This is a genomic window from Chitinophaga ginsengisoli (assembly GCF_003014595.1).
Classification (GTDB): Bacteria; Bacteroidota; Bacteroidia; order Chitinophagales; family Chitinophagaceae; genus Chitinophaga; species Chitinophaga ginsengisoli.
On the sequence record NZ_PYGK01000023.1, the window covers coordinates 39,266 to 47,837 of the forward strand.

The 8,572-nt window shown below is 43.9% G+C and carries 10 protein-coding genes; 4 read left to right on the top strand and 6 right to left on the bottom strand.

From position 1 onward, the window contains the following. Positions 1-28: 28 nt before the first annotated feature. From CLV42_RS32010 to CLV42_RS32025, 4 genes are all read left to right on the top strand, one after another. Positions 29-634 carry a Crp/Fnr family transcriptional regulator gene (locus tag CLV42_RS32010; RefSeq protein ID WP_106606025.1) on the top strand — a complete coding sequence of 202 codons (606 nt, stop codon included), beginning with the start codon at positions 29-31 and terminating at the stop codon, positions 632-634. An 83-nt stretch (positions 635-717) separates the two neighbouring features. Continuing rightward, positions 718-1,119, top strand: coding sequence for a YybH family protein (locus tag CLV42_RS32015; protein WP_106606026.1), 402 nt, complete (start codon positions 718-720; stop codon positions 1,117-1,119). A gap of 21 nt (positions 1,120-1,140) precedes the next feature. After that, positions 1,141-2,109 (top strand): zinc-binding alcohol dehydrogenase family protein, encoded by a 969-nt coding sequence (locus CLV42_RS32020; protein ID WP_106606027.1) that lies wholly within the window; start codon positions 1,141-1,143, stop codon positions 2,107-2,109. 128 nt (positions 2,110-2,237) lie between these two features. After that, a complete protein-coding gene (locus CLV42_RS32025; protein WP_245901793.1) occupies positions 2,238-2,564 on the top strand; it encodes an MGMT family protein in 327 nt (108 codons plus the stop codon). A gap of 31 nt (positions 2,565-2,595) precedes the next feature. Here CLV42_RS32025 and CLV42_RS34080 read toward each other — a convergent pair whose 3' ends face one another. From CLV42_RS34080 to CLV42_RS32050, 6 genes are all read right to left on the bottom strand, one after another. Next, on the bottom strand, positions 2,596-2,733 hold the full coding sequence (locus CLV42_RS34080) for a hypothetical protein (protein ID WP_170117726.1): 138 nt from the start codon (positions 2,731-2,733) through the stop codon (positions 2,596-2,598). Positions 2,734-2,770: 37 nt separating this feature from the next. Continuing rightward, positions 2,771-3,742, bottom strand: a complete 972-nt coding sequence (locus CLV42_RS32030) for a quinone oxidoreductase family protein (protein WP_106606028.1) — start codon at positions 3,740-3,742, stop codon at positions 2,771-2,773. A gap of 81 nt (positions 3,743-3,823) precedes the next feature. Next, the gene (locus CLV42_RS32035) at positions 3,824-4,408 is read right to left on the bottom strand and encodes a Crp/Fnr family transcriptional regulator (RefSeq protein WP_106606029.1); all 585 of its coding nucleotides are present in this window, start codon (positions 4,406-4,408) and stop codon (positions 3,824-3,826) included. Between the two features lie 204 nt (positions 4,409-4,612). Next, positions 4,613-5,932 (bottom strand): KamA family radical SAM protein, encoded by a 1,320-nt coding sequence (locus CLV42_RS32040; RefSeq protein WP_106606030.1) that lies wholly within the window; start codon positions 5,930-5,932, stop codon positions 4,613-4,615. Between the two features lie 47 nt (positions 5,933-5,979). Beyond that, a complete protein-coding gene (locus CLV42_RS32045) occupies positions 5,980-6,945 on the bottom strand; it encodes a TauD/TfdA family dioxygenase (RefSeq protein ID WP_106606031.1) in 966 nt (321 codons plus the stop codon). 26 nt (positions 6,946-6,971) lie between these two features. Continuing rightward, on the bottom strand, positions 6,972-8,570 hold the full coding sequence (locus tag CLV42_RS32050; RefSeq protein WP_106606032.1) for an MBL fold metallo-hydrolase: 1,599 nt from the start codon (positions 8,568-8,570) through the stop codon (positions 6,972-6,974). Positions 8,571-8,572: the final 2 nt, after the last annotated feature.

Below are 8,572 nucleotides of genomic sequence, written 5' to 3' on the forward strand. Positions count from 1 at the left end.
CTCGTTATAAACCTTTATTCTTTGAATTTTGAGTACTGAAAATACATCAGTAAAGCAGTTAATAAACTATTTCAAAAACTACTTCCCACTTAACAGCAAGGAACGTGATGAGCTATTCCTGCATTTTACAGAGCGTAAAGTAAAGCGCCGTGGGTTTATCCTTCAACAGGGAGACGTATGCCGCCACTTTACATTTGTGGTTAGCGGTTGCTTCAAAATGTACGCAGTGGATAAAAATGGAAAAGAGCACAATATCCAGTTTGCGGCGGAAAATGACTGGATCACTGATCTGGCCAGCTTTTATTCAGAGAAACCAAGCCAGCTGTATATAGAAGCAATAGAACCATCTGTTATATTACAGATCAAATACCCTGATCTGATTTCCCTCTATATCAACCATCATAAATTTGACCGCAATTTCAGGATCATCATCGAACAGAAATTTATCGCCCTGCAGAACAGGGTATTACAAAACATCAGCTCAACAGCAGAAGAGCGGTATCAATCTTTTCTGGAGCAATATCCCCATATCTCTAACCGGTTACCTAATACACAGGTTGCCTCCTACCTGGGGATCACCCCGGAATTTCTCAGTAAGATCCGTAAAGACCTGAGTCAGCGGTCTAACCCTTAAACTATATTAAGGGTATTTCTTAAGATACCTCATTGGCTGATCCTGCTTTTCGATGCCATCTTTGCCTTACAAAAAGGACAGACATGAGCTTTCAGGAAGAGATAAAGGCAGTGCGTCAATTAGTAACTGCATACGCAGATACTTTGAACACAGCGAATATAGGGCTGATATCCGCCTTTTATACCGATGACGGCCTCTTTATGCCAGCTGGTATGAAGACACTTACCTTCCAGGACCTGTTAACCAGGAATAATGGGAGCTACATCAAAAGAACAAAGTTCCATATCGATTTTACAGTAGAAGACATTGTATTGGATACCCGGTATGCATTTGTACAGGCAACCGCGATCACCACTACTCACGATCCTTTAACAGGACAGCCATCAACAAAACAAAGCAGGGATTTCTTTGTGTTTCGTAAAGAGAGGAAAGCATGGAAGATCTATCGCTATATGTTCAATTATGTTGCTGGTCAGCAGCATTAATAACTATCTAAACGAGTATACATGAAAGCAGCAGTATTATACCACCCAGGTGGCCCGGAAAACTTTTTACTGGAAGAAAGACCAATACCTGTTCCGGGTGAAGGGCAGGTGCTGGTGAAAATAAAAGCTTTTGGCTTAAACAGATCGGAATTAATGACACGCAAAGGTTTGTCGCCAAGCGTTGTTTTTCCGAGAGTACTAGGCATTGAATGTGTTGGCGAAGTAGAAAATGATCCATCCGGGAAACTTAAACAGGGACAAAAAGTAGCTGCGTTCATGGGAGAAATGGGAAGAGCATATGATGGCAGCTATGCAGAATATGCGGTGCTGCCCAGCGCTATTCTCGTTCCTTTCAATAGTCATTTGAGCTGGGAAAAGCTGGGTGCTATTCCTGAGATGTTCCAGACCGTTTTTGGATCATTACATCTCGCGTTGGGAATTAAAAAGAATGAAACTTTACTGATCAGAGGAGGCACTTCTTCTATTGGCATGCTTGCCACACAGATGGCAAAAAAGCACGGGCTGTATGTAATAGCCACTACCAGGAAACCAGAGAAGGAACAGCTACTTTTAGATAATGGCGTTGATGAGGTATTTATTGACGATGGTAATCTTGCTCCCAGGATTAAAGCTTCATTTCCAGCCGGCATCGACAAAATACTTGAATTAGTGGGCACCACAACATTAAAAGACTCACTCCAATGTGCTGCACAGGGAGGAACAGTCTGCATGACGGGGATACTCTCAGAACAGTGGACAATAAATAATTTTTCGCCTATGGAATATATCCCGGCAACAGTTAGCCTCACTACGTACAGCACTGGCCAGATCAGGGTGAACAGCGAACATTTCCAGGCGTTTATTCGTGATGTGGAAGCAGGTGATATAAAGCTGAGCATCAGCTGTACGTTTAAGCTTGATAATATTGCTGCGGCGCATAGACTGATGGACAGTAATTCAGCAGATGGAAAAATTGTCGTTGTTGTGTGAATATTACTCAGCGTCATCGAGGAGAATCCCCCAAAATTCCTGACTGGCAGCCACACCAGCAGGGATTACCTTGCGATGTTGGCACGCTGCCGGGAATTCTCTACCTTCATAAAGCTTAATTATGCTGTATGATGAATGACCCGGATTTCAACAAACTCGTTTATGAGATTGCCAGACTGGTTCCAAGAGGCCGTGTAACCTCTTACGGGGCGATTGCAAAGGCTTTAGGTAAAGGAAACTACTCCCGCATGGTAGGACATGCCATGGGCGCCTGCGGGCATGAGAAACCTCCTGTACCCGCACAGCGTGTAGTAAACAGCCAGGGACAACTGACAGGAGAAGCGGCAGGCATCGCCGCCAGAAAAAAGTTACTTGAGAAGGAAGGTGTGGAAGTAAAAGGTGATAAGGTGGTAAACTTCAGGAAGTTCTTCTGGGACCCTTCAAAAGAATTATAAAGCCCCTCGCCTAATGGCCAGGGGCATTGTATTATTGTTCAACCTTCATTTTCTCACCCTGCGGATATTCAGACTTCATCAGTCTGGCCATTATTGCCTTCAGTAAAGTAGACTTCCTTACCTTCAGTACAATAAACGACCACACGGCAATTAATAGTGCTGCTATCATAATTATGAGTAGTTATGACATGGGAAAAAGGGGTTACTTAAATGGTTACCACCAGGCGTTGCCCGTCAGGAACATCCTGATCCCATAGTGCTGCAATATCTTTTAACTTCACTTGCGTAGCTGCCACCTTCAGTTTGCCGGCAGCAGCCAACTGAAACATCTCTGGCAACATTTCCTTAATGAGCAGACCAATCTGGGATTTAGACCAGGAGCCCAGACCAGATCCTGTTAACTGAAGATCGACACTTCTCAGGTTTGCTGCTGATAATTGTATGAGGTCTCCCCCCATACTACCAATCGATACATATCTTATCCTGTTGGTAAATGCACCATTGCCTTTGAGGCAAGCTAATATCATTTCTGCCGTGTGTCCCCATAGATAGTCAATAATGATATCAATAGGTGTTTGCGAGTGAATTTCCTTAATCCTGTTTTTAAAGCTTTCATCATCCTGCAACACAGAAACTGTTTCGTCCGCCCCTAATGATAAGAGGTCTCCCAGCGACCGCTGATTTCTACCGGTTACGATGATCTTTTTTGCACCATAATGTTTGGCTATCTGAACAGCAACACGGCCGGTAAAACCTGTCGCACCGTTGATCAATACTACATCTCCCGGTTGAATATCCGCTTTGAATTTAAGGCCCATAGCAGCGCCCATAACGGCGTTAGGCAGTGCTGCTGCTGTGACGTCATCCAGCGCATCTGGCACTTTTACTATAAGATCCTTGCGGATGGTTGCTTTTTCCGCCAACATACCGCTAATACCTATGCCATATATTCTTGTACCATCTTCCAGGAGGCATATCCCATCTCCGCCAATTACCCGGCCATTTTGTTTTGGAGCGTCACTTGAATAGTGTGTGCCTGAAGCACTGGCTTTATCGAAGTGTTTAATAGCCACTGCCTTTACAGTAACTAGTAGTTCATCATTATGCTGAGTGATTGGCTCAGGAAAATCTACGTATTGAGGAAATCCTCCTTGCTGATACATTACTGCTGCTTTCATGTTTTTCCTTTTTTGTTAGAACAAAATTAGGATGTGCAGCGTCGGTGGACGATAACATATGTTATTAAGTCAGGAGACGACCTAGAAATGTGTTTTCCCTTTTGCTATTTTACTCTTGATACGGCTCAGATGCACAGTCGTTACCCCCAGATAAGAAGCGATATAATGCTGTGGTACCCGTTGCACGATATGCGGACGTTCCTTCAGCAGATTTTGATAACGCTGCTCGGGAGTATCACGAATGAAGGAGATGAATTCATTAACGTAGTGCGTCTGCCGAAGCGCAAACATCTGCAACATCATTTGTGCAAAGTCCCTTTCAAGCATTAACTCCTCTATCATCTGAATAGCATACTGTTTGGGCAGCATGTAAATAACCGCTGGTTCAATCGTTTCAATAGCACACTGGCTGGGAATATTATTAACGAAGCTATCAAAAGAGGTCACCCCTTCATTCTCAAAAAAAAACTGCACTGTTTTCTCTTCTCCATTGTTGTTAAAGAATAAGCGCACGCAGCCTTTTTCTATGAAAATGTAGTTCTGGGAAATCTTTCCCTCTTCCAGCAAAATGGTTTTCGCAGGAACGTCCATACGCTTCTGAAATGGGAGATATTTATCCCAGAATGCGTTTAGTTGTGGAAATCTATTGCTGAAATGAAAAAGCATAGCTTATTTAAATGCAAGATAAGATAAACAACTCTTTTTCCCGATAGCGACTGATAAAGAATATTTCGGTGGGTGGATTACACCGGAAAAACTAATGTTTGTACCGGCACTGAATTAAACATTAAAATGCCGCAGGCAATATGCCTGCGGCATTTTATTTATATCTATTACAACAATCCTTCTTATCGGATCAACTTTTGCTTCTTAGAGCTGCAAAGAAATGTTATCATACCGTAATTCATTCGTGTCGTAATCATCCTGGTCACTGAAAAATTCCCTGTATCGCTCATCGTAACAAGAGAGATCATCGAACCATTTCGGATGGTCCTGCCGACTCCTGGCTTTAAATGTTTTATATGCCAATGTGCCATTCCTATGTTGCAGGAAGCGTAGCTGGTACACGTCATCCTCAATATCTAATAGTTCCACCTTACCAGTGGTCATAGACATCACCGGGCCTCTGGCTGTACGACATAACCCACCCGTTAACTGTATCGCCCCACGATAAATATGTAATGCCGTTTCCAGGGATTCAGCAAAGTAATGCTGTGCACCTGTATCCCTGGGCAGGAACATATAATAAGGTACACACCCCAGCTGTACCTGCCGCTCCCACATGGTTGACCAGATCCTTACCTTGTTGTTGATATTTCTAAGCAGCGGTGCCTGTGTGCGGATCTCAGCTCCTATCTTCCGCAGGTTGAATATGGCCTCCTGTGCTACAGCTGTCTCGAACTCCACATAGTGATTAAAATGGGCCATGATGGCCAGGTGTTTACCAGCAGCTGTTACTTTGGCCAATAACTGCAACAGCTCATCCTTGTCGGCATCTGTAACAAACTTGTGAGGCCAGTAGCTGAGTGATTTGGTACCTATCCTTATCACTTTCAGGCTCTTTACTTCCAGCAGCGGCAGCAGATAATTTGCCAGGATATGGGGGCTCATAACCATAGGATCACCTCCTGTCAGCAATACATCTGAGATGTACGGATTGGCCCTTAGATAGGCTACTAAAGGTTCTATCTCCTTCGCCTGTATCTTGAAGCCAGGCTCATTGACGAACTGGGGCCACCTGAAGCAGAACGTACAATATGCGTGACAGGTTTGACTATGACTGGGGAAGAACAATATGGTATTGCGGTATTTATGTTGCATACCTTCCAGTTTCTCACCCAGAAAATAAGGTGTGTTATGATCCACCTGCCCCGCAGGATGTGGATTCAGTGATAAACGTATATCATGGACCAGGTTACGGTAGGATGCTTCATCCATGTTCCGCTTTCCCCATTTCAATTGATCATAATGTAACTCCGTCAGCATTTCCTTATGCGGAAAGTTCAGGCGAAAGATCGGGTCGTCGGGAACATTTGTCCAGTTAATAAGATTCTCCAATACATAATTATTCGTTTTAAAAGGATAGATCTCGCTGACTATCCGGATGTCCTCCATCTGCCTGTGATCCAGTAACATTAATTGGGGAATCTTATCAAGCTGATTGATGTTGTATGATTTGAACTTAAACATTACAAAAAATTAAAAAGGAGTTTACGAAAAAGGACGCGCCTCCGGGCTCAGGCCATCGAAACCAATATCTTTCTATCGCCGGTAAAAGGAAGACGACCATGCAGTGACAGCATATTATCTACCATCAGCAGATCACCATTTTCCCAGGGAACCGGCACCGTTGCTTCATCCATTACCCGGATAATTTCATCGATATATTCTTTCTGTATTTCTGAACCATCGCCATAACGCGCATACATAGGCAAGCCATTAGGATCATTATTAGCCAGGAACATTAGTGTTTCAAATACCTCTTCCCCGTAAATGACCGGGTAAAACTGATCTACCTGGTTAAACCACAAGCGGTCGCCGGTAACAGGATGTTTTCTGATAGCCGGCCTTGTTTGTTCCAGTCGTACTGCTCCATCAGGTTGCCATTTTACGGTGATACCATTTTCATTGCAGTAAGACTCCATGAACTGCCTATCTGTTGTTTCAAACGCTTCCTGCCAGGAAGGCCCAAGGCCTGAACCACCATGCAGATTGCGGATATAAGTGATGCCTTTCGCTTCAAACTCTTCTACTATAGCGGGAGAAAGTAATGCAAGTACCTTTTTGCAATCACCTACAGTTGTTTCACCTCCTGTATCTGCTTTGTTGATACAGCAAAAGAAGATATGTGCAGGCCAGAGATTAGAATAAGAGAATTCTGTATGCAGCCTGATGACAGACCCTGCATCATATTCGGAGGCATTATATACGTTGGAAGTATGTTTGCTTCTGCTGGAATTGCCATCCAGAAAACTGGATGATGCAGGATGCAGACGTTTCATTAACCCACTAAAAGCGTTAATTGAGTCTATGTTAATACCTCTTATGTGAATAGCGCCATTTCTTAACAATGTCGAGTCCATCAGTTCACGGTTCTCATGGTACCAGTCAGCGAAGAAATCAGTGCTTATCTGTTCTTCAAATTTCAGGAACACGGGCAGTTTATCCTCACCTATGTGAGCAATAGATGTAGTTAAGTTCATACATGAAGATTTAGCGATGTTATAAATCAGATTTCATATAATAATTCTTTTTCGCCGAACAGTCTTTCTGCGGCTATATTGTTTTCACCACAATCGGTGATCAGCTTATTGGATGCTACAATGGGATTGGCATCCTCATGATACCTTACACTGCTGATAAATTCTATCCAGGGTTCCAGTCCCATCGCATACACATACAGTTCACGGGGTTTGAATGTATTCACCAGCGCTTGTCCGCGGGGAAAATTAGAACCCGCCAGCCTGCGGGAAAGATCTTTCTCTCTTTGTATCTCTTCTGTCATCAGGGGGCCGTACACCCACGTAAAAGGCGCCCCGTCACACTCCATGCCCAGGAAAATAATATCCACAGGACCTGTCTGTTTCACAACATGCTCATACAACCGGGGCTCTATATTGCAGGAGTCTGCAAGGAATAGCATCGACTGTGAACCAATTCTTACATGATAGCAGAGTTTCGAACGGATATTCAGGTCGCCATGTTCTCCCAGGAAAGGCAATCCGGTAATAGTGGTGTTGCCGAATGTAATAGATTCCATTTCTTCCAGCTCCACTACATTATGGAAACCGATCATATTGAACATCAGTTTGAGATTGGGGTCCTGCAGATTTCCCATACTACCTCTGGGCACAATGATCTTTTTGACCTTATGGCGCAGATAGAGCATGGTTTCAAACAGGATATGGTCCTGGTGATTATGTGTGATCAGGATATAGTCTATTTCCTCTGGCAAATCGCTGTAGGAGAATCTTTCCACCTCTGCCTGGTAACCGTAGTAGCTGATAACAGGATCCACCAGGATGGATACTTCCTTTGTTTCTACCAGGATACAGGCATGTCCGAAATAACGCATCCGTATCTTATCGCCGGTATAACGCTCATATTTTGGGGGAGCTTCTGTTGTAAAAAACGACTGGAACAGTGCAAGGTCTTCATCAGCGATATCCAATGCTTCCTTTATTTCGGCGAAACTACCTGGCAAAGTCCTCATATGATGCAGGCGGTCTACCAGGCTACTGGAGAAGGGAATATTCAGTTCTATGCTCGTAGTATCTTTTAGCCTTGCAGTGCTCAGCACAAAGGGACGTTCATCATTAGTAGTAAGCCACATAGCCAGACTCTGCGCATTTTCGTTATAATATTCACTCTTATACATCAACTGCTCGAAGAAACGAAAGCCCGGATTGTTATGCAGATCGTAACTGATCTCTACAAGTCCTTTTAATATGTCGGGCACTTTTTCATACAGGGGATCAAGTGAAAAACCATGGGCTTCCTGCTGCAGCAGGTTATCCAGGTCTTTAATAGCTTCGGCAAGTTCCAGCATGTGTTTCCTGCTCTCTTTTGTTTCGACTATCAGCTGTTTAATATCTTCCGCTCTGTTTGTTTCATAGTTCATGAACGGTCCTCCCAGCATTTTCGGGTTGCGGATGGCGGCAGCATGCACCTGTGGCGCCTGTACATAAGAGCTCATGATCCTGAGGTGCCTCGACAGTATGTTCATAGCCGCAGTAGGAGGATAGATCAGATGCGTCCAGGCATACCATTTATCTACTAAGGGTTCCAATACAACATTGGGTCTGAGGTATACCACTTCGTTTTCCATAA

What these genes read in the sequence shown, in the direction of transcription:
- CLV42_RS32040 (WP_106606030.1), bottom strand. Translation starts at nt 5,932, where the DNA reads ATGTTTAAGTTCAAATCATACAACATCAATCAGCTTGATAAGATTCCC.
- CLV42_RS32025 (WP_245901793.1), top strand. Translation starts at nt 2,238, where the DNA reads ATGATGAATGACCCGGATTTCAACAAACTCGTTTATGAGATTGCCAGA.
- CLV42_RS32030 (WP_106606028.1), bottom strand. Translation starts at nt 3,742, where the DNA reads ATGAAAGCAGCAGTAATGTATCAGCAAGGAGGATTTCCTCAATACGTA.
- CLV42_RS34080 (WP_170117726.1), bottom strand. Translation starts at nt 2,733, where the DNA reads ATGATAGCAGCACTATTAATTGCCGTGTGGTCGTTTATTGTACTGAAG.
- CLV42_RS32050 (WP_106606032.1), bottom strand. Translation starts at nt 8,570, where the DNA reads ATGGAAAACGAAGTGGTATACCTCAGACCCAATGTTGTATTGGAACCC.
- CLV42_RS32045 (WP_106606031.1), bottom strand. Translation starts at nt 6,945, where the DNA reads ATGAACTTAACTACATCTATTGCTCACATAGGTGAGGATAAACTGCCC.
- CLV42_RS32035 (WP_106606029.1), bottom strand. Translation starts at nt 4,408, where the DNA reads ATGCTTTTTCATTTCAGCAATAGATTTCCACAACTAAACGCATTCTGG.
- CLV42_RS32020 (WP_106606027.1), top strand. Translation starts at nt 1,141, where the DNA reads ATGAAAGCAGCAGTATTATACCACCCAGGTGGCCCGGAAAACTTTTTA.
- CLV42_RS32015 (WP_106606026.1), top strand. Translation starts at nt 718, where the DNA reads ATGAGCTTTCAGGAAGAGATAAAGGCAGTGCGTCAATTAGTAACTGCA.